Source organism: Leclercia sp. GLN_9, from assembly GCF_043105735.1.
In the GTDB taxonomy this organism is placed as follows: domain Bacteria; phylum Pseudomonadota; class Gammaproteobacteria; order Enterobacterales; family Enterobacteriaceae; genus Enterobacter; species Enterobacter adecarboxylatus.
Genome location: NZ_JBICLV010000017.1, coordinates 498,246 through 515,446 on the forward strand (window position 1 = coordinate 498,246; position 17,201 = coordinate 515,446).

A 17,201-nucleotide genomic window follows, 5' to 3' on the forward strand; every position below is an offset into this window, starting at 1 on the left:
ATGCTGACATTACAGGTTATCAGGCGGGAGTTGCAGGGCGAGGTGGTCCTGCTGACGCTGGCGCATGCCGACGGTATCGACCTCCCGGCCTTCCGCGCGGGGGCGCATATCGACCTGCATCTGGCAGAAGACCTGGTGCGTCCGTATTCCCTGTGCGGCGACCCGCAGAATCGCCAGCACTACCAGCTCGGCATTCTGAAAGAGAGCCAGTCCCAGGGCGGCTCGCGGGCAGTCCATGCCCTGCGCGAAGGGGATCGGATTCAGGTCAGCGACCCGCGCAACCTGTTTGCGCTGGACGAAACCGCCAGCCACAGCCTGCTGATTGGCGGCGGGATTGGTATCACCCCGATGCTGGCGATGGCGGCGGAACTGCATGCCGCCGGGCGTTCGTTCAGCCTGCACTACTGCGCCCGTTCCCGCGCCCAGGCCGCCTTTATTGCGCAGCTGGAGCAGGCGGCCTGGGCCGACCGCGTGCATCTGCACTTTAGCGATACCCAACGGCTGAACCTGGCGGCGGTACTGAGTGACGTGCCGGCCAACACCCACGTCTACACCTGCGGCCCGACGCGCCTGATGAATGCCGTCACCGACGTGGCATTGGGGCAGGGTTACCGCCCGGAGCAGGTGCACCAGGAGTGCTTCAGCGCCGAAGTGGACACCGGCGGCGCGGCCTTCGAGGTTTTCGCTGCAACCAGCGGGATCACCGTGCAGGTGTTGCAGAACCAAAGCATCGTCGAGGCACTGGCGCTTGCCGGGCTGAAGGTGTGCGTCTCTTGCAAACAGGGGATCTGCGGCAGCTGCCTGACCGACGTGCTGGAAGGCGAGCCGGATCATCGCGACCACTACCTGACCGATGAAGAGAAAGCCGACGGCGACCAGATTTTGTTGTGTTGTTCCCGGGCGAAAAGTGCCCGTTTAGTCATCGATTTGTGAGGAAGAACTTATGACACTGCAAACCGAATTTCGGAATGCCATGGCGCAGCTGGGGAGTGCGGTCTCTGTGATTACCACCGACGGCCCGGCGGGCAAATTTGGCTTTACCGCCTCTGCCGTGTGCAGCGTCACGGACGCGCCGCCGACCCTGCTGGTCTGTATGAACCGCAACTCCTTTGCCAATGCACACTTCAAACAGAACGGGGCGCTGTGCGTCAACGTTCTCTCCAGTGACCACCAGGATCTCTCCGGGGTGTTCGCCAACGCCAGCCTGCGCTCCGAGCAGCGCTTTGAGTACGATTCCTGGCAGGTGATGGCCAGCGGCGCACCGGTGCTCAGCTCGGCTGTCGCCAGCTTCGACTGCGTGATCGACACCTGCCATGAGGTGGGCAGCCACACCGTTTTCTACTGCCAGGTGCAGGCGATCCGCATCAGCGAAGCCCCGCGCGGGCTGGTCTATTTCAACCGTCGCTACCATGCCGTCGGGCATGACGTGGAAGCGTAAAACCAGACAATAAGGGGAACGCTGATGAGCAATGTCGTGACTGAAACAACCGCCGCGCCGGTGGCTGCCTCGCAGGATGCAAAGCAACTGCGCAAGCTGGTCATCGCCTCGGTGCTGGGGAATGCCCTGGAATGGTATGACTTCTTCCTGTACGGCACCGCGGCGGCGCTGGTCTTCGGCCCGCTGTTCTTCCCGGTGGGCGGCGACCCGATGCAGGGCACGTTGCTGGCGTTTTCCGGTTTTGCGGTGGGCTTCCTCGCCCGTCCGCTGGGCGGCATCGTCTTCGGGCATATCGGGGATCGCTACAGCCGCAAGATGACGCTGATCATGACCCTGACCCTGATGGGTGCCACCACCTTTATCATCGGCCTGCTGCCGGTCTATGCCCAGATTGGTATCTGGGCGCCAGTCTCGCTGATCACCCTGCGCTTTTTACAGGGCGTGGCGTCCGGCGGGGAGTGGGGCGGTGGGGTGCTCATGTTGAGCGAGAACGCCCCGTCGTCGCGTCGCGGCTACTTTACCGCCTGGAGTCAGATGGGCGTGTCCGGTGGGTTTGTCCTCTCGGCCTTCGCCTTTTACCTGGTGCAGAAGCTGCCGGAAGAGGATCTGATGAGCTGGGGCTGGCGCGTGCCTTTCCTGCTCAGCATCCTGATCTTCCTGGTCGGGGTCTACATCCGCAAAAACATCCGCGAGAGCAAGGCCTTCAGCCAGGCAAAGCCGGAAACAAAGCACGAGAAGATCCCGCTGATGGTCCTGATCCGCGAGCATCCGAAGGCACTGTTGCAAGCCATCGCCCTGCGCCTGCCGGAGAATGGCGCGTCCTATATCTTCTTCACCTTCTCGGTGGTCTACGCGAAACACATCGGCATTAGCACCGGGGAGATCATCAGCGCCGTGACCCTGGCGATGCTGGTGGAGTTCTTCTCGATCCTGTTCTGGGGTGCGCTCTCGGATCGCATCGGCCTGAAGCCGGTCTACTACATCGGCGTGATTGGCCTGCTGGTGATGGCGTTCCCGTTCTTCTGGCTGCTCTCCACCGGTGACTACGGCTGGATCATGCTGGCGATGTTCCTCGGCCTGCCGTTCTGCCACGGGGCGATGATCGGCACCCAGCCCTGCATCATGAGCGACCTGTTCCCGGTGCGCGTGCGCTATTCCGGCCTGGCGCTGGGGCATGAAGTTGGCTCGATCTTCTCCGGTGGCCTGGGGCCAATGCTGGCGGTGGCACTGCTGATGCACTTCGACGCCTCGTGGCCGGTCTCGCTTCTGTTGATGGGTTATGCGCTGCTGGCATGGATTGCGTTACGCAGTCTGCCCGCCACGACTAAAAATAACGAGGTAAGCAAATGATTGACAAACGGATTGCTGCCACCGATGGCGCGGTGGCCGACATCTTCGACGGTGCCGTGGTGATGGTGGGCGGTTTTGGCGCAGCCGGACAGCCTGCCGAACTGCTGGATGCCCTGATCCGCCGCAAGCCGCGGGAGCTGACGCTTATCAGCAACAACGCCGGGAACGGTGACTATGGCCTGGCGGCACTGCTGAAGGCCGGTTGCGTGAAAAAAGTGATCTGCTCTTTCCCGCGCCAGACCGACTCCTGGGTCTTTGACGATCTGTACCGTCGCGGTGAAGTGGCGCTGGAGCTGGTGCCGCAGGGCAACCTCGCGGCGCGCATTCAGGCGGGCGGCAGCGGTCTGGGGGCGATCTTCACCCCCACCGGGTATGGCACTGAACTGGCCGCAGGCAAAGAGACCCGCCATATCGACGGCAAAGATTATGTTCTTGAGTACCCGCTGAAAGCCGATTTCGCCCTGATCAAAGCCCTGAAAGCCGATCGCTGGGGCAACCTGGTGTATGACAAAACCGGGCGCAACTTCGGGCCGATTATGGCCGCGGCGGCCAGCTGCACTATTGCCCAGGTGAGCGAGATTGTCGCCCTCGGCGAACTCGACCCGGAAGCAGTGGTGACGCCGGGCATTTTTGTTCAGCGCGTGGTGTCGGTGGCGACGGCCCGCCTGCCGCAGACGGCATAAGGAGATCCCGTGAATAAACTGACCCATCAACAGCTGGCGGAACGCATTGCCCGCGACATCCCGGAAGGGGCGTATGTGAATCTCGGCATTGGCCTGCCAACCCGCATTGCCAACTATCTGCCCGCCGATCGCGAGATCTTCCTCCACAGCGAAAATGGCATTCTCGGCATGGGGCCTGCGCCGGAGCCGGGCTGCGAAGATCCCGAGCTGATCAACGCCGGAAAACAGCCGGTAACGCTCCTGCAGGGCGGCTGCTATTTCCACCACGGCGACTCCTTCACCATGATGCGCGGCGGTCATCTGGATATCTGTGTGCTGGGCGCTTATCAGGTCTCCCGGCGCGGCGACCTCGCGAACTGGAGCACTGGCGAGCCGTCCTCCATTCCTGCGGTTGGCGGGGCGATGGATCTGGCGATTGGCGCGAAGCGCGTGTATGTGATGACCGAACATCTGACCCGCCAGGGCGAGTGCAAAATCGTCAACACCTGCACCTACCCGCTGACCGGCATGGCCTGTATCGACCGCATCTATACCGATATGGCGGTGATGGACATCACCCCGGAGGGCATCGTGGTGCGCGAACTCTTTGGCGATGTGACCGAAGAGTATCTCCGGTCCGTCACCCCGGTGGCGCTGACGTTTGCCCTGAACGCCCAAACCGAGGAGGCGTGAATGGATCTGGACTATCGCCTCGATGGGCCGCAGGAGGCACCGGTGCTGGTGCTCTCTAATTCGCTGGGCACGACCTGGCAGATGTGGCAGCCGCAGATGGCCGCGTTGACGGAACATTTCCGCGTGCTGCGCTACAACACCCGCGGGCACGGATGCTCTCCGTTACCGGAAAGCGGTATCAGCCTGGCAACGCTGGGGCAGGACGTGATTGCCCTGTTGGATCACCTGGATATTGAGCGCGCCTTTTTTTGCGGCATCTCTCTCGGTGGGATGACCGGAATGTGGCTCAACCGCCACGCGGCGTCGCGTTTCTCGCGCATCGTGGTGGCGAATACCGCAGCGAAGATCGGCGAGGCCAAAGGCTGGTTGCAGCGTGCGGCCACGGTGCGTCAGCAGGGCATGGCTCCGGTCGCCAGCACGGCGGCGGATCGCTGGTTTACCCCGGCATACCGCGAGCAGCACCCCGGCACAGTCCAGCGGCTGATCGACGATCTCGCCCACACCCCGGCCGAAGGCTATGCCGCCTGCTGCGAAGCGCTGGCCGCGGCGGATCTGCGTCCTGACGTGGCGGCCATGCTGTGCCCGATGCTAGTGATTGCCGGCGAGGACGATCCGGTCACCACCGTGCAGGACGCCATGTGGCTCGCCGCCCAGGCGAAGCAGACCAAATGGGTCGCTTTACCCGCCTCGCACCTGTCGAACGTGGCCTGCCCGGACGCTTTTAACCATCACGTCGTGACTTTTTTAACCGCAGGAGCTGTACATGACCATCACCATTGAATCCCTGGCCTGCTGGCTGGTGGATATCCCCACCATTCGCCCGCACCGGCTGTCGATGGCGACCATGGGTTGCCAGACGCTGACCATCGTCCGCATGCAGTGCGCCAATGGGATCACCGGCTGGGGAGAAGCGACAACGATTGGCGGCCTGAGCTACGGGGCAGAAAGCCCGGAAGCGATCAAATCCGCGATTGAAACCTATCTGGCTCCGCTGCTGTGCGGCCAGTCGTTCCAGGGCGTCGCCGACCTGGCGCAGAAGATGAACGCCAGCGTGAAGGGCAACACCTTCGCCAAATCTGCCCTCGAAACCGCCTTCCTCGATGCCCAGGGCAAAGCGCTGGGGCTGCCGGTCAGCGCGCTACTGGGCGGGGCGCTCACTCAGCGCCTGCCGGTGCTGTGGACCCTGGCGAGCGGCGACACCCAAAAAGACATTGAAGAGGGTAAACGTCTGCTGGCGGAAGGGCGCCACGACACCTTCAAGCTAAAAATCGGCGCGCGTGGGCTGGATTTGGACGTTCGTCATGCGCTGGCGATCAAAGCCGCGCTGGGGGATGAGGTCAGCGTGCGGGTGGACGTCAACCAGGCCTGGGATCTCACCACTGCCATCAAAGGGATGACGCAGTTGCAGGCGGGCGGGATCGACCTGGTGGAACAGCCGATCCCGCTGTGGGATCGGCAAGGGTTAATCACCCTCAGCCAGCGTTTTGCGGTGCCGATTCTGGCCGATGAAGCGGTAGCGACCAGCCATGACGGCTATGCCCTGGCGAGCGGCGGTTTTACCGGCGTCTATGCCCTGAAGATCGCCAAAGCGGGCGGCCCGGCTCAGGTCCTGAAGCTGGCGCACGTGGCGCAGGCGGCTGGCGTGGCCTTGTACGGCGGCACCATGCTGGAAGGCACGCTGGGCACCGTGGCCTCGTTGCACGCCTGGTCGACGGTAAAAATGCAGTGGGGCACCGAGATGTTCAGCCCGCTGCTGCTGAAGGATGACATCGTGGTACGTCCCCTGGATTTCAGCCAGGGAGAGGTGACGTTACCGCAGGGGCCTGGATTAGGCATCGACATAGACGAAGACAAGCTGCGTCATTACGCACGCCAATAAAAGGAAAACGCGATGCTTTTTAAAGTGGAAATGACGGTCAACATTCCGTCATCGCTGCCGTCGGCAGAAGTGGAAGCGATCAAAGCGAAAGAGAAAGCCTACTCCCAGCGCTTACAGCGCGAAGGTAAATGGCCGCACATCTGGCGTGTGGTCGGGCAGTACGCCAACGTCAGCATCTTTGACGTGGCAGACAACCAGGAGCTGCACGACATCCTGACCGCGCTGCCGCTCTACCCGTGGATGGCAATCAGCGTGCAGCCCCTGTGCGCGCACCCGTCATCCATTCACAACGAATAATCGTCATCGACATAACTACAACAAACTGAACCCTACAAAGAGGAACATGCAATGTCTGTGAATCCTGTGCATCAAACCGAACTGGAATCCTTACTGGCGATCAGCAGCGGCTTAAATTCCACTGGCGGCAACGATCGTCTGAAAAACATCATGCACCAGTTGCTGAGCGACCTGTGCAAGACCATCAGGCAGTTCGACGTGACCGATGAAGAGTTCTGGGTGGCGGTGAACTACCTCAACGAGCTGGGCGGACGCCAGGAAGCGGCGCTGCTGGCGGCCGGTCTGGGCCTGGAGCACTATCTGGATATGCGTGCCGACGAGAAAGAGGCCGCATCCGGCCACGAGGTGGGCACCCCGCGCACCATCGAAGGGCCGCTGTATGTAGCGAACGCCCCCCTGAGCGAGGGCTTTGCCCGCATGGACGACGGCAAAGAGCAGGCCGAAACCATGTGGCTGCAGGGTCAGGTGACCGATCTGCACGGTAAACCGGTGGCCGGGGCGATTGTTGATATCTGGCACGCCAACACTCTCGGCGGCTACTCGTTCTTCGATCAGTCCCAGAGCGAATACAACCTGCGCCGCCGCGTCCGTACCGGCGACGATGGTCGCTACGCCGTGCGCAGCATCGTACCCTGTGGCTACGGCTGCCCGCCGGACGGCCCAACGCAGAAACTGCTGACCGCCATGGGTCGCCACGGCAACCGCCCGGCACACGTACACTTCTTTGTGTCGGCGCCGGGGTATAAGCACCTGACCACGCAGATCAACCTGAACGGCGATGAATATCTGTGGGATGACTTTGCGTTCGCGACGAGGGCGGAGCTGATTGCGGACCCGGTGAAGGTGACAGATCCGGCTGTGGCGCAGTCGCGCGATCTGAGTGGGGAGCATACGGAGGTGAACTTTAATTTTACGCTGGTGGAAGCGACAGACGGTGGGGAAGAGGAGAGAGGGAAGCGGGCGCGTGTTAAGGAGTGATTGCTGAGGATTGAAAGGGCCGGGTCCGCATAGCGGCCCCGGTTTTGTTATTTTGGGACGGACATTGCGCGCGCAGAAACTGAGTGCGTGAAAGCGTCTTACCGAGAGCGCCCGCTGTGTCCTCACATCGACGCCGCGGCAAACATCCCCGGCGTCGTACCAAAATGGGCGCGAAACTGTTTGATCAAATGGCTCTGGTCGAAAAAGCCGATATCGCTGGCAACCTGCGCTGCGCCGATGCCTTTCGCCAACAGCCCTTTAGCGCGCATCAGACGGATTTGCGTCAGATACTGATGCACCGACAGGCCGGTCATCTTCTGAAAGGTGCGCATAAAATAGAATTCACTTAGCCCCGCCACCTGGGCAATCTCCTTAACCGTCAGGGGCTGGGCGTAGGCTGAGTGCAAAAACGCGATCGCTTTGCGAATATCAGCCCGCAAAACGCTCAGGCGCGACCCTTTGACGGTGCGCTCCCCGTAATGCCCTACCAGTACATTGAGGATCTGATACATCACGCACTCTTTTTCCAGCGGGTCATGACTCTGTTTCATCACGCTGGCAGCGTGGAGCATACGGCGGGCCATCAGCGGATCGTGGCGGATCCCTTGCAGGCCAAAATTCACGTCGCCCTTGCCGCTGAGCACCGTTTGCGCCACCTCGTTAATCAGCTTTTCACCCGGATAGAACGCGCAGTAATCCCAGCCTTCGTCACGCTGCACCGCCTCGCCGGTATGCACCTCGCCCGGGGCGATAATCATCACCGAACCCGCCGCGGCAATGCCGTTTTGTCGGCATACCCGGGTGCGCTGCGCACCGCGGGCAAAGGCAGCGATGACAAACTCATCATGAAAATGGGGTGGGTAGCTGTGCTCATAGCAGGTGGCTTGCAGGATCTCCATGCCGCCGTGCAGCTGACTGTCGCGCCACAGGCTGATCTCATCGCGTTTTTGTTGCCCCACGTTCGCGCCTCCCACAACCTGAGTAAATTTCACTGCTGAGCAGGATTTTACTATAGCGATTGTTGATGATTCTTAAGATAGTTATTGAACTAAGTAATATAAGGGAAGAGATAATGTTAACGAAGTTAAATACCGGGCATCCCGCGTCTGCCACGGGGGAGTTTCGGGCCGGTATTGCCGCCTGTATTCCGACCATTGCCGGTTACTGGAGCATAGGCTTTGCCGCAGGGGCGATTGGCACGCTATCCGGCTTTACGACCGGACAAATTGCCCTGCTGGCGAGCGCGCTCTATGCAGGCTCGGCGCAGTTTCTGTTTTACTCCCTGTGGGCGGCGGGGGCCGAAATGGCGTCCGTGGTGCTGAGCGTGCTGCTGGTGAACCTGCGTTATCTGCTGATGAGTTCATCGATGAGCGTCTTTTTTCGCGACTACACGGCCCTGCAAAAAGTGGTGAGTGGGTTGCTGCTGACGGATGAAACCTTTGGCGTGGCGGTGCAGCGCGCCAGTCCGCAGGGCAAAATCAGCTATAGCTGGATGTTGGGTCTGAATATTACCGCCTGGCTGAACTGGATCATCGCCTGTGTCACCGGAGCCTGGCTGGCCACCACACTGCCGGCATCGCTGATGGAGGGGCTGGGCTTCAGCCTGGTGTCGATGTTTATTGGCCTGATCCTGATGATGTGGTTCGCCAGCCGCAGAAAGGTACTGGAAAGCATCAATATCGCTGTTGCGGTGGTCATTACCTTGTTAACTGCCGGGAGTGGTTCCCTCAGTCTGGTGGTGATTGTGGCCGCGTCCCTTGCCGCCACGCTGGCAACGCTGCTGTTACGCACCCGGAAAGGAAAATAAGATGGAACGCCATATTCTTCTGACTATTCTTGCCTCTGCGTTGGTCACTGCGCTGATGCGTACCGTACCGGTGTTACTGTTATCGCGCTTTCGTCTGCCGGAGGTGATGCTGCAATGGCTGAGCTTTATTCCCACCGCCATCATGGCCGCGCTGGTGGCTGCCGAACTGCTGAGCAAGCCCGCAATGACGAATTCCGGGGTTAGCATCTCGCTGCTGGCTGCGGCCTTTGCCACGCTGGTGGGCATTCTTACCCGCGGGTTATTCGCTACGGTGATTGCAGGTGTGGTGGCGTTCTGCGCGGCGGGGTATTTCCTGGCGCAATAGTCTATAAAGCGTAAGGTCTGCGCGGCGTCTTATCGGAGGGCCTACGGGGCGTCGCGCGTCTTTGGCCTACATATTGGGCTGGCTGATGGTACAGTGAATACAGGCCGTCATTAACCAGGAGAAATGCACATGAACGAACATCCGCTTTGCCAGATCATCAAGTCGTGTGACAGGGCGATCTCAGCTAAAGATTTTGACTCGCTGATGGAGTATTACGCTGAAGACGCCGCGCTGGTCGTAAAGCCCGGCATGATCGTGAAAGGTAAGAATAATATCCGCAACGCCTTTGTTTCTATCGCTGATTATTTTCAGGATCAGCTTATCGTGAAACAGGGCGATATCCAGGTCATTGAAGGCGGGGGAGATGCGCTGGTGATCATGGAAACCCATCTTTTTTTCCCGGATGAACAGGGCGGCACGACAGAAATCACCCGCCGTGCAACCTATGTTTTCCGCCTGGAAAACGATCGTTGGCTGTGCACCATTGATAACTCTTATGGGACATCTGTCCTGGGCGCTGAGTCTGCCTGAAGCACTTTTATTTGCTGACTGGCGTGACCAGTCCGATGCTGACAATCCCTTTGTCCCAGATAATCTGGTGCAGAGAGGTCTGAATGATGCTGGTAATAGGTTTTGGCGTGAGTAGCGCCCAGCAGATGCCGCCAGGTTTACGAACCGAGCGATAGGTCACTCCGGTCTCCCCCGCGACGCGCAGCCGAGCACCAAACTGCTGTGGCTCGCGGTAGTCGGTGGGATGATACCAGGGGTATGAATCCGGCAGGCCGGTGATATCAGCAAACGCACAGCCCTCCAGTTCGGTCTCCAGGCAGCGGTATTCGAAGCGTTCGAACTTCAGATCCGGCACGTTATGCCAGTAAAGATGGCAGTGGTAGACAATTTCGGCCAGCGCCGTCTCTTTGCTGTCTCCGAGGTAGTAAACGCCATAATCGCCGTTCGAAAAGCGGCTACCGTCCGGGTTAACGTGGGTAAAGGCGGCCATTGCATAGTGCGCCCCGCGGATCCCCAGCACCCACTCTTTACGCGGGAGCAGAGCGAGATTGCCCACCTCCTGGGTCAGGCGCGGATTGGTGAGCTTCTGGATCTCATACAACACATCGAATGCCTCGGGCGTGGCGACGTCTTCGAAGACATAGATGGCAGGATACTTGGTATGCAGCAGCCGGTAGCCCTTGAGGGGAACCACCGCGGTACGGGGGATCTCGGGATGGATCATCCGGCGAGGCCTCCGCGCAGCACGTCCACCCGTTTCGCCACTTCGTGCAGGTTGCCGAACTCACCGCCCTCAATCAGGGATAATGGCGTTGCCCCATTGAAGTAAGCATTGTGGTTTTCCATGGTCATGAATCCGTAGACGTTCTCCGGGTTACTGAACACAATGCGCAGTGCCGAATGCATATTCAGCAGGTAGCTGATTCGGGTTAACTGGTCGTGAGTCAGCGAGGCTGTCTTCGTCTCTTTCTGTCGGTATTTGTAGAGCGCCGCTCTGGAGAGCTGCAGAATATTCTGCTGCTGCTCTGTCGAGCAGCCCCATTTTTCCAGAATATTCATTGCGGCTCTGATGGCGATCAGATCGCGATCGCCGCGGGCTTCAGAGTCCAGGTTCAGGTGCTTCGTCATGGGATGCTCCCTCAGCGCAGAGTGATTGATATAGTCTTAGCATGAACTAAATATACAAATATGTCTACGTGAAGACATCTTTGCTCCGGGCGACGATCGTGACGTTTTATAAAGGGCGAATCTCCTTTGAACGCAGGGTGATTTGCACCGGCACCGATTTATACGACGGGGTACCGCTCTCTTTATCCAGATAGTTCAGCGGAACCAGCACGTTAGCCTCCGGGTAATAGGCGGCCACCGTACCGGGCGCAATGTTGTACGCCACGACGGTGATGTCGTCGAGGCGCTGCTGACTGTCGGGGAGGGCGGTGGTGATATCCACCCGGTCGCCATGCTCCAGCCCCTGCTGCTGCATATCCTCTTCGTTCATAAACAGCACGTCGCGACGACCGAAAACCCCGCGATAGCGATCGTCGAGGGCGTAGATAGTGGTGTTGTACTGGTCGTGGCTGCGCAGGGTCACCAGACGCAGGACGTTTTCACCTTCCCCCGGGCTGTTCTCGGTTACGCCGTCAAACAGGGAGAACATCGCTTTGCCGGTTGCCGTCGGCCAGACGCGCTCGGTAGGCGGCAGCGGCATACGGAATCCGCCGGGCACCCGGATGCGGGCGTTAAAGTTCTCAAAGCCGGGAAGGGTCTGTTCAATTCGGTCGCGGATGCGGTCGTAATCGGCGACCAGCTCCAGCCAGTCGGTTTTACTGTTTGTCAGGGTGGCGTGGGCGATCCCGGCGACAATGGCAGGTTCTGAGCGCAGGAAAGGGGAGGCCGGTTTCAGTTTCCCGCTGGAGGCATGCACCATCGACATGGAATCTTCTACGGTGATGGACTGCTGGCCGCTGCGCTGCATATCCAGTTCGGTGCGCCCCAGGCAGGGCAGCAGATACGTCTCTTTGCCCACCAGCAGGTGCGTGCGGTTCAGTTTGGTCGCCACATGCACGCTGAGATCCAGCGTTTTCAGCGCCGGGAAAGCCTTGTCGTGATCCGGCATCGCCACGGCAAAATTGCCCCCCAGGCAGAGCAGCGCTTTTGCCTGGCCGTCGATCATCGCCTGCGCGGCCTGCACCGCGTCGTGACCGTGCGCAGCTGGCGGGGTAAAGCCAAACACCGTGCCCAGCCGGTCAAGGAAGGCGGCTGAGGGTTTTTCAGTGATCCCCACCGTGCGGTTGCCCTGCACGTTGGAGTGGCCGCGCAACGGGCAGATGCCCGCGCCGGGCTTACCGAAATTGCCGCGCAGCAACAGCAGGTCGGCAATCAGGCGCACGTTGGCGGTACCTTTGTTGTGCTGGGTGATCCCCATGCCGTAGGTAATGATGGTGGCGCTGGAAGCGGCGTAGATCTGCGCCACGTTCTCCAGGTCGGCGCGGCGCAGGCCGGACTCGCGTTCTATGGCCTCCCAGGGGGTGGCGGCGATATCGGAGGCAAACGTGGTAAACCCCTCAGTCTGGGTGGCGATAAAATCATGATCCAGCGCGTCCAGGACCAGAAGATGTTTTGCAATCCCTTTTAACGCGGCGGCGTCGCCCCCGGCTTTGACCTGGTAATAGGTTGAGGCGATGTCGGTCGCGCTGTAGGTTGCCATCTCTTTGACGCTTTGCGGATCGGCAAAACGCTCCAGCGCCGTTTCGCGCAGCGGATTAAAGACGATAATCGGTACCCCCCGGCGGGCAAGTTCGTGCAGCGTGCCCATCATCCGCGGGTGGTTGGTGCCCGGATTATGCCCGATTGAGATCACCAGTTCGGTGTGGTCAAAATCCTCCAGCGAGACGGTGCCTTTTCCTATACCGATAGAGCGGGGCAGGCCGACGCTGGTGGCCTGATGGCACATGTTGGAGCAGTCGGGGAAATTATTGGTGCCCAGTTCGCGGGCGAACAGCTGATACAGGAACGCCGCTTCGTTCGAGGCGCGCCCGGAGGTGTAAAACTCCACCTGATCCGGCGAAAGATCGCGCAGTACCTCCCCGATACGGGCAAAGGCGTCGTCCCACTCTACCGGGCGAAAGGTGTCGCTTTGGGGATCGTACTTCATGGGATGGGTCAGACGGCCATAGCCTTCCAGCTCAAAATCGCTTTTCGCCCACAGGTCACTGACGGTGTGCGCCGCGAAAAAGTCTGGCGTGACGCGCTTCGTGGTCGCTTCCCACGTTACTGCTTTGGCCCCGTTCTCGCAAAACTGGAAGGTGGATTTGTGTTCTTTATCCGGCCAGGCGCAGCCCGGGCAGTCAAAGCCGTCGGGCTGGTTGGTGCGCAACAACGTGGCGGGGGCGTCAAAGGCATCCATCTGCGTGCGCACGGCGATTGCCGTCGCCTTTAAGGCTCCCCAGCCGCCCGCCGGACCGGCGTAATGGCGGATCCCGGGAACGTTTCGTCTGTTGTTATTCATTTTTACTCCTGTCGGGTATCTCATTATGGCGGCGAATGTCGGCCAGCAGCAGCGAGGCCTCCTCTGAGTGTGGCATAAACGCCCCCGGCGTCTCTCCCTGCCACCAGATCCCGCTGGCCAGAGAGTAATGATTTCCGGCGAGCTGCCAGTCCCCCTTCAGCACAAAGGCGATGCCTTCTGCGCCGGGTTGCTGAGCGGTAGTGGCAATTGTCACTTGCGCGGAGGCCCGACTGCGCTGGGTCATAACGTTAAAGTCCAGGCCTGGTCCGCTGACGCCCTCGGTGGCAAGACGCCACTCTCCCGGAAATGCCCAGGGAACGCCAGGCTCAAGGCGGTGAAGCAGATCGTCACCGCGCAGCCACAGCCCGCCATCGCCGAGCAACATGATTACCCGATCGACGCCAGGAAAGAGGGAGAAAGGACCCTCCTGGGCAAGCGTGGCAATGCTGGCCCGCCACAGAAAGGGGGCATCTGCAGAGGGAATGCTGACGATCTCCCGGGTTTCACCCGCCCCGTTTTTCCACGGAGTGACCGGCAAGGAAGCGAACGTGAAGGGCGTAATCATATCCTTTTCACCCTGATATTGGGGGTTAATGATCTATCTTCGCTACAGATAATTTTCAAAACAATTACAAATTATTCACAGTTCAGTTCACAAATCCATCATCAGATTCGTGTGGGCAGATGTCAATGGTTGTATATACATGATCTGTCATGTGGCGTTGCCCTGACGCATGCTGGGTGTCTGGCGGTCATTAATCATCCATTCAGAGAGAAAACTATGTCGTCTTTTTCGTCTTCAGAAGAGCAGTCTAAGAAAAACGGGACGCGGTTATCGGAAACGCGCTCCATTGATTACATCCCGGATAATGAACGCCACGGTCATCCCTTCAGTCAGTTTACGCTGTGGTTTGGCGGTAACCTGCAGATTACGGCCATTGTGACCGGGGCGCTGGCGGTCGTGCTGGGCGGCGATGTGGTGTGGTCTATTATTGGCCTGCTGGTGGGACAGATACTCGGCGCGGTGGTGATGTCGTTCCATGCCCTGCAGGGGCCACGTCTGGGCCTGCCGCAGATGATCATCAGCCGCGCGCAGTTTGGTGTCCTGGGCGCGGTGATCCCGCTGGTGCTGGTATGCGTGATGTACGTAGGCTTCTCAGCCAGCGGCACGGTGCTGGCCGGACAGGCGATGGCGAAATTACTCTCGGTGTCGAACGTCGCGGGGATGATCCTGTTCAGCGCGATTATAATCGTGATTGCGGTGCTGGGATATCGCGTAATCCACAAGCTCGGCAAGGTGGCGAGCGTGGTAGGGGTGCTGGCGTTTCTCTATCTGTTTATCGCGCTGCTGATGTCCAGCGACCTGGGGGCGATTGCGCAGAATAATCACTTCTCGATGCCGATGTTCTTGCTGGCGGTGTCGCTCTCCTCCTCATGGCAGATCGCCTTTTGCCCCTATGTGTCGGACTACTCACGCTATCTGCCTCGCAACGTCTCGGGCGTGAAAACCTTCTTCTCGGTCTTTAGCGGTACGGTGCTGGGCACCCAGGCGTCGATGACGCTGGGAGTGATCACCGCGGCGATTGCCGGGAGCGCTTTTAAGGGACATGAGGTGAGCTATATCGTCGGGTTGGGTAAAAGTGAAGCAATGGCGATGGTGATCTACTTTGCCATCTGCTTCGGCAAAATCACCTTTACTACCCTGAACGCCTACGGCAGCTTTATGTCACTGACGACCATCGTGTCCGGTTTTCGCAACCAGACCACGTTGAGCCAGAGAAGCCGGGTGATCTTTGTGGTGCTGATGGTAGCCATCTCCTGCGTGATTGCACTGCTCAGTGAACCCGCATTCCTGAAACACTTCACCCATTTCCTGCTGTTCCTGCTGGCGTTCTTTGTACCCTGGAGTGCCATCAGCCTGACCGACTACTTCATTATTTCCCGTAAAGCCGTAGATATTCCGGCGCTGTTCGATCCCCGCCAACGCTACGGATACTGGAATATGTTTGGTATCAGCGTGTATGCCGTGGGCGTACTGATCCAGTTGCCATTTATCGAGAACCCGCTCTACCACGGTTCGCTGACCTGGATTTTTGCCGACAACGATGTGTCGTGGATCATCGGCTGGTTCTGCACTGCGGCGCTGTACTATGCCTTCAGACGTTTTGATCGCCGGGTGTTGCCGGAACAGACCATCTATCCGGCAACAGGCAGGTAAGGGTGGAGGGCCGACCCGGGGCGTTATGCGGCGTTAAACGCAAAACCTTCGTCGGCCCATCCGGTCAGACCCCCAATCATGATCTTCACCGGGCGGCCCAGTTGTGCCAGCTTCAGCGCCGCGCGATCGGCGCCGTTGCAGTGCGGCCCGGCGCAATAGACCACAAACAGGGTATCGGCTGGCCATTCCGCCATGCTTTGCGCGGTCATATCACGATGTCGCAGATGCAGCGCCCCCGGAATATGACGGCGAGCAAACGCCTCCGGGGTGCCCACCACATGCAGCAATACAAAATCGACATCACCCTCTTTGAGCGCGGTATGGACATCATCGCAATCCGTTTCCACACTCAGTCGTTGTAAAAAATGCTTCGCCGCGTTTTCTGCTGACGCAGCAGGGTAATCAGTTACATAGCTCATCATGTCCTCCTGAGTTGAGCCATCACTTTACGATTGCCGCGCTGTTTTGACAGCAGGCAGAAATGCCATATACCATCAGGATCCTGACAAAATACCCTGAGTGCGGTAATGAACAATCCTCTGGTTGTGGCTCTGGCCTATGACGGCTTATGCACGTTTGAATTCGGCATTGCCGTGGAAATTTTCGGCCTTGCACGCCCTGAAATGGGGGATAACTGGTATCGCTTTGCAGTGGCGGGGGTCGAACCGGGGGCGTTGCGCGCCACGGGCGGCATCCGGCTGGTGGTTGACGGCGGGCTGGAGCTGCTGGCGGAGGCCGGGACCATTATCGTCCCCGGCTGGAGGGGCGCGGATGTACCGGTCCCCACCGCACTGTGCGAGCAGTTGGTTGCCGCCCATGCGCGTGGGGCGCGGATCCTCTCTATCTGCTCTGGCGTCTTTGTGCTGGCCGCCGCAGGGTTGCTCAACAACCGGCAGGCCACGACCCACTGGCGGTACACTGACGTGCTGCAACAGCGTTATCCCGCCATTCAGGTGACGCCGGATGTGTTGTATATCGATAACGGTGATGTGCTCACCTCGGCCGGAAGCGCGGCGGGGATCGACCTGTGCCTGCACCTGGTGCGACGGGATTATGGTAGCGTGGCGGCCAACCAGGTGGCGCGTCGGCTGGTCGTGTCCCCGCATCGCGATGGGGGTCAGGCCCAGTTTATCCAGCAGGCGGTACCCGTCGCCTACGAAGGCCATCGGCTTGGCGCGCTGTTTGATTATTTGCTTGAAAACCTTGCCGCCCCGCACAGCGTCGATTCACTGGCGAAGTTTGTCGGGATGAGTCCACGCACTTTTCTGCGCCGTTTTGCAGCGACGACCGGTAAAACCCCTGCCCAGTGGTTGTTGAACGCCCGCCTGAATCGCAGCCAGGATCTGCTGGAGAACAGCCAGCTGTCGCTGGAGCGCATTGCGGAGGAAGTCGGGTTTGGCAGCGTGGCGACGATGCGTCATCACTTCAGAAATCAGCTATCGACCACGCCTGCGGCGTACCGGAGGGGGTTTTCTCAGCCAGCGCGGAGAGTCATTAAGGCTGAGTAGCCGCTCGCGCGGCTTTTTTATCTCTGTC

The 17,201-nt window shown here is 59.7% G+C and carries 20 protein-coding genes; 14 read left to right on the top strand and 6 right to left on the bottom strand.

From position 1 onward, the window contains the following. Genes ACF8PE_RS13180 through catA form a run of 9 tightly spaced genes read left to right on the top strand, consistent with a single transcriptional unit; the run spans position 1 to position 7,297 of the window. Positions 1-933 carry a PDR/VanB family oxidoreductase gene (locus ACF8PE_RS13180; RefSeq protein ID WP_151585068.1) on the top strand — a complete coding sequence of 311 codons (933 nt, stop codon included), beginning with the start codon at positions 1-3 and terminating at the stop codon, positions 931-933. 10 nt (positions 934-943) lie between these two features. Beyond that, on the top strand, positions 944-1,438 hold the full coding sequence (locus ACF8PE_RS13185; protein WP_059307674.1) for a flavin reductase: 495 nt from the start codon (positions 944-946) through the stop codon (positions 1,436-1,438). 24 nt (positions 1,439-1,462) lie between these two features. Next, on the top strand, positions 1,463-2,788 hold the full coding sequence (locus ACF8PE_RS13190; RefSeq protein WP_077227081.1) for an MFS transporter: 1,326 nt from the start codon (positions 1,463-1,465) through the stop codon (positions 2,786-2,788). After that, the gene (locus tag ACF8PE_RS13195) at positions 2,785-3,471 is read left to right on the top strand and encodes a 3-oxoacid CoA-transferase subunit A (RefSeq protein WP_077227082.1); all 687 of its coding nucleotides are present in this window, start codon (positions 2,785-2,787) and stop codon (positions 3,469-3,471) included. Before ACF8PE_RS13190 ends, ACF8PE_RS13195 begins: the two co-directional genes overlap by 4 nt. A gap of 9 nt (positions 3,472-3,480) precedes the next feature. Next, on the top strand, positions 3,481-4,143 hold the full coding sequence (locus ACF8PE_RS13200; RefSeq protein ID WP_130588643.1) for a 3-oxoacid CoA-transferase subunit B: 663 nt from the start codon (positions 3,481-3,483) through the stop codon (positions 4,141-4,143). After that, the gene (pcaD, locus tag ACF8PE_RS13205) at positions 4,144-4,923 is read left to right on the top strand and encodes a 3-oxoadipate enol-lactonase (protein ID WP_155166956.1); all 780 of its coding nucleotides are present in this window, start codon (positions 4,144-4,146) and stop codon (positions 4,921-4,923) included. Beyond that, on the top strand, positions 4,907-6,022 hold the full coding sequence (locus ACF8PE_RS13210) for a muconate/chloromuconate family cycloisomerase (RefSeq protein WP_155166955.1): 1,116 nt from the start codon (positions 4,907-4,909) through the stop codon (positions 6,020-6,022). Before pcaD ends, ACF8PE_RS13210 begins: the two co-directional genes overlap by 17 nt. 12 nt (positions 6,023-6,034) lie before the next feature. Further along, positions 6,035-6,319 (top strand): muconolactone Delta-isomerase, encoded by a 285-nt coding sequence (gene catC, locus ACF8PE_RS13215; RefSeq protein WP_077227085.1) that lies wholly within the window; start codon positions 6,035-6,037, stop codon positions 6,317-6,319. A gap of 51 nt (positions 6,320-6,370) precedes the next feature. Next, entirely contained in the window at positions 6,371-7,297 is a 927-nt protein-coding gene (gene catA, locus ACF8PE_RS13220) for a catechol 1,2-dioxygenase (protein WP_059307679.1), read from the top strand. A 122-nt stretch (positions 7,298-7,419) separates the two neighbouring features. On the opposite strand, the gene ACF8PE_RS13225 is transcribed toward catA, so the two are convergent. Continuing rightward, positions 7,420-8,256: an AraC family transcriptional regulator gene (locus tag ACF8PE_RS13225; protein WP_392494966.1), complete on the bottom strand. Its 837-nt coding sequence runs from the start codon at positions 8,254-8,256 to the stop codon at positions 7,420-7,422. A 113-nt stretch (positions 8,257-8,369) separates the two neighbouring features. Between ACF8PE_RS13225 and ACF8PE_RS13230 the strand changes: the two genes are divergently transcribed. The 3 genes from ACF8PE_RS13230 (at position 8,370) to ACF8PE_RS13240 (ending at position 9,960) form a co-directional block, all read left to right on the top strand. Next, positions 8,370-9,104: an AzlC family ABC transporter permease gene (locus tag ACF8PE_RS13230; protein ID WP_032611376.1), complete on the top strand. Its 735-nt coding sequence runs from the start codon at positions 8,370-8,372 to the stop codon at positions 9,102-9,104. A gap of 1 nt (position 9,105) precedes the next feature. Beyond that, complete coding sequence (locus ACF8PE_RS13235) at positions 9,106-9,429, top strand: AzlD domain-containing protein (protein ID WP_103792048.1); 324 nt, start codon at positions 9,106-9,108, stop codon at positions 9,427-9,429. 129 nt (positions 9,430-9,558) lie between these two features. Further along, complete coding sequence (locus tag ACF8PE_RS13240; protein ID WP_392494967.1) at positions 9,559-9,960, top strand: YybH family protein; 402 nt, start codon at positions 9,559-9,561, stop codon at positions 9,958-9,960. Between the two features lie 7 nt (positions 9,961-9,967). Here the strand turns inward: ACF8PE_RS13240 and ACF8PE_RS13245 are convergent, their stop codons facing one another. The 4 genes from ACF8PE_RS13245 to ACF8PE_RS13260 all read right to left on the bottom strand — a co-directional run bounded on the left by ACF8PE_RS13245 (position 9,968) and on the right by ACF8PE_RS13260 (position 14,012). Then, complete coding sequence (locus ACF8PE_RS13245; RefSeq protein ID WP_392494968.1) at positions 9,968-10,663, bottom strand: RES family NAD+ phosphorylase; 696 nt, start codon at positions 10,661-10,663, stop codon at positions 9,968-9,970. Then, positions 10,660-11,067 (bottom strand): MbcA/ParS/Xre antitoxin family protein, encoded by a 408-nt coding sequence (locus tag ACF8PE_RS13250; RefSeq protein ID WP_051915989.1) that lies wholly within the window; start codon positions 11,065-11,067, stop codon positions 10,660-10,662. The genes ACF8PE_RS13245 and ACF8PE_RS13250 overlap by 4 nt, the downstream gene beginning before the upstream one ends. A 106-nt stretch (positions 11,068-11,173) precedes the next feature. Further along, a complete protein-coding gene (locus ACF8PE_RS13255) occupies positions 11,174-13,447 on the bottom strand; it encodes an FdhF/YdeP family oxidoreductase (RefSeq protein WP_392494969.1) in 2,274 nt (757 codons plus the stop codon). Beyond that, positions 13,440-14,012: a HutD family protein gene (locus tag ACF8PE_RS13260; RefSeq protein WP_059307683.1), complete on the bottom strand. Its 573-nt coding sequence runs from the start codon at positions 14,010-14,012 to the stop codon at positions 13,440-13,442. Before ACF8PE_RS13260 ends, ACF8PE_RS13255 begins: the two co-directional genes overlap by 8 nt. Positions 14,013-14,228: 216 nt before the next feature. Between ACF8PE_RS13260 and ACF8PE_RS13265 the strand changes: the two genes are divergently transcribed. Then, a complete protein-coding gene (locus ACF8PE_RS13265) occupies positions 14,229-15,665 on the top strand; it encodes a purine-cytosine permease family protein (RefSeq protein WP_392494970.1) in 1,437 nt (478 codons plus the stop codon). 23 nt (positions 15,666-15,688) lie between these two features. Here the strand turns inward: ACF8PE_RS13265 and ACF8PE_RS13270 are convergent, their stop codons facing one another. Then, positions 15,689-16,084: a rhodanese-like domain-containing protein gene (locus tag ACF8PE_RS13270; protein WP_032611361.1), complete on the bottom strand. Its 396-nt coding sequence runs from the start codon at positions 16,082-16,084 to the stop codon at positions 15,689-15,691. Positions 16,085-16,192: 108 nt separating this feature from the next. Here ACF8PE_RS13270 and ftrA point away from each other — a divergent pair, with 108 nt between their 5' ends. Next, positions 16,193-17,173, top strand: coding sequence for a transcriptional regulator FtrA (gene ftrA, locus ACF8PE_RS13275; RefSeq protein WP_392494971.1), 981 nt, complete (start codon positions 16,193-16,195; stop codon positions 17,171-17,173). Positions 17,174-17,201: the final 28 nt, after the last annotated feature.

What these genes read in the sequence shown, in the direction of transcription:
- ACF8PE_RS13255 (WP_392494969.1), bottom strand. Translation starts at nt 13,447, where the DNA reads ATGAATAACAACAGACGAAACGTTCCCGGGATCCGCCATTACGCCGGT.
- ACF8PE_RS13265 (WP_392494970.1), top strand. Translation starts at nt 14,229, where the DNA reads ATGTCGTCTTTTTCGTCTTCAGAAGAGCAGTCTAAGAAAAACGGGACG.
- ACF8PE_RS13195 (WP_077227082.1), top strand. Translation starts at nt 2,785, where the DNA reads ATGATTGACAAACGGATTGCTGCCACCGATGGCGCGGTGGCCGACATC.
- ACF8PE_RS13240 (WP_392494967.1), top strand. Translation starts at nt 9,559, where the DNA reads ATGAACGAACATCCGCTTTGCCAGATCATCAAGTCGTGTGACAGGGCG.
- pcaD (WP_155166956.1), top strand. Translation starts at nt 4,144, where the DNA reads ATGGATCTGGACTATCGCCTCGATGGGCCGCAGGAGGCACCGGTGCTG.
- ACF8PE_RS13250 (WP_051915989.1), bottom strand. Translation starts at nt 11,067, where the DNA reads ATGACGAAGCACCTGAACCTGGACTCTGAAGCCCGCGGCGATCGCGAT.
- ftrA (WP_392494971.1), top strand. Translation starts at nt 16,193, where the DNA reads ATGAACAATCCTCTGGTTGTGGCTCTGGCCTATGACGGCTTATGCACG.
- ACF8PE_RS13185 (WP_059307674.1), top strand. Translation starts at nt 944, where the DNA reads ATGACACTGCAAACCGAATTTCGGAATGCCATGGCGCAGCTGGGGAGT.
- catC (WP_077227085.1), top strand. Translation starts at nt 6,035, where the DNA reads ATGCTTTTTAAAGTGGAAATGACGGTCAACATTCCGTCATCGCTGCCG.
- ACF8PE_RS13230 (WP_032611376.1), top strand. Translation starts at nt 8,370, where the DNA reads ATGTTAACGAAGTTAAATACCGGGCATCCCGCGTCTGCCACGGGGGAG.
- ACF8PE_RS13190 (WP_077227081.1), top strand. Translation starts at nt 1,463, where the DNA reads ATGAGCAATGTCGTGACTGAAACAACCGCCGCGCCGGTGGCTGCCTCG.
- catA (WP_059307679.1), top strand. Translation starts at nt 6,371, where the DNA reads ATGTCTGTGAATCCTGTGCATCAAACCGAACTGGAATCCTTACTGGCG.
- ACF8PE_RS13245 (WP_392494968.1), bottom strand. Translation starts at nt 10,663, where the DNA reads ATGATCCATCCCGAGATCCCCCGTACCGCGGTGGTTCCCCTCAAGGGC.
- ACF8PE_RS13210 (WP_155166955.1), top strand. Translation starts at nt 4,907, where the DNA reads ATGACCATCACCATTGAATCCCTGGCCTGCTGGCTGGTGGATATCCCC.
- ACF8PE_RS13180 (WP_151585068.1), top strand. Translation starts at nt 1, where the DNA reads ATGCTGACATTACAGGTTATCAGGCGGGAGTTGCAGGGCGAGGTGGTC.
- ACF8PE_RS13270 (WP_032611361.1), bottom strand. Translation starts at nt 16,084, where the DNA reads ATGAGCTATGTAACTGATTACCCTGCTGCGTCAGCAGAAAACGCGGCG.
- ACF8PE_RS13235 (WP_103792048.1), top strand. Translation starts at nt 9,106, where the DNA reads ATGGAACGCCATATTCTTCTGACTATTCTTGCCTCTGCGTTGGTCACT.
- ACF8PE_RS13260 (WP_059307683.1), bottom strand. Translation starts at nt 14,012, where the DNA reads ATGATTACGCCCTTCACGTTCGCTTCCTTGCCGGTCACTCCGTGGAAA.